General features: G+C 69.4%; 1 protein-coding gene. It reads right to left on the bottom strand.

All coding sequences use genetic code 11. From position 1 onward, the window contains the following. Positions 1-101 precede the first annotated feature (101 nt). Positions 102-1,012, bottom strand: a 911-nt coding sequence (locus C1I97_RS37825) for a glutamine synthetase family protein (RefSeq protein WP_111007361.1), incomplete at its 5' end; no start/stop codon positions are given.

The following is a 1,012-nucleotide window of genomic DNA, read 5'->3' as shown; positions in this document are numbered from 1 at the left end:
GAGCTCAGGGGGGTCCGGAGCGACGGCGGGCCTCGTCCGCGAGGTGGCTGCCGGAGTCGCGGGGCTTCGCGTCACTCGGTCGCCCGGTGCGGGCCGGTTCGCTACAACACCGGCAGGCTCTTCTTCAGTTCGAAGGCCGTGACCTCCGAGCGGTACTCCACCCACTCCTGCTTCTTGTTGCGCAGGAAGAAGTCGAAGACGTGTTCGCCCAGGGTTTCGGCGACCAGGTCGCTGGCCTCCATGAGGGACAGGGCCTCGCCCAGGTTCTGCGGGAGGGGGTCGATGCCCATCGCGCGGCGTTCGGCGTCGGAGAGGGCCCAGACGTCGTCCTCGGCGCCGGGCGGGAGCTCGTAGCCCTCCTCGATGCCCTTCAGGCCGGCGGCCAGCAGGACGGCGTAGGCGAGGTAGGGGTTCGCGCCGGTGTCGAGGGAGCGGAACTCCACGCGCACGGAGCCCATCTTGCCGGGCTTGTACATCGGGACGCGGACCAGGGCCGAGCGGTTGTTGTGGCCCCAGCAGATGTACGAGGGGGCCTCGCCGCCGGCGCCCGCGGTGCGCTCGGAGCCGCCCCAGATGCGCTTGTAGGAGTTGACCCACTGGTTGGTGACCGCGGCGATCTCGGCGGCGTGGCGGAGGAGACCCGCGATGAAGGAGCGGCCCACCTTCGAGAGCTGGTACTCCGCGCCGGACTCGTAGAACGCGTTCCGGTCGCCCTCGAACAGGGACAGGTGCGAGTGCATGCCGGAGCCCGGGTACTCCGAGAACGGCTTCGGCATGAAGGTCGCCTGCAGGCCCTGCTCCAGCGCGACCTGCTTCATGATCAGGCGGAACGTCATGATGTTGTCCGCGGTGGACAGCGCGTCGGCGTAGCGCAGGTCGATCTCCTGCTGCCCCGGCGCGCCCTCGTGGTGGGAGAACTCCACCGAGATGCCCATCGACTCCAGCATGGTGATCGCCTGGCGGCGGAAGTCCATGCCGACGGCCTGCGGGGTGTGGTCGAAGTAGCCGGAGT

This window comes from Streptomyces sp. NTH33 (assembly GCF_003236365.1).
Taxonomy (GTDB): domain Bacteria; phylum Actinomycetota; class Actinomycetes; order Streptomycetales; family Streptomycetaceae; genus Streptomyces.
Note: the sequence above shows the minus strand (reverse complement) of the source record. Positions and strands in the feature narration are given on the sequence as shown.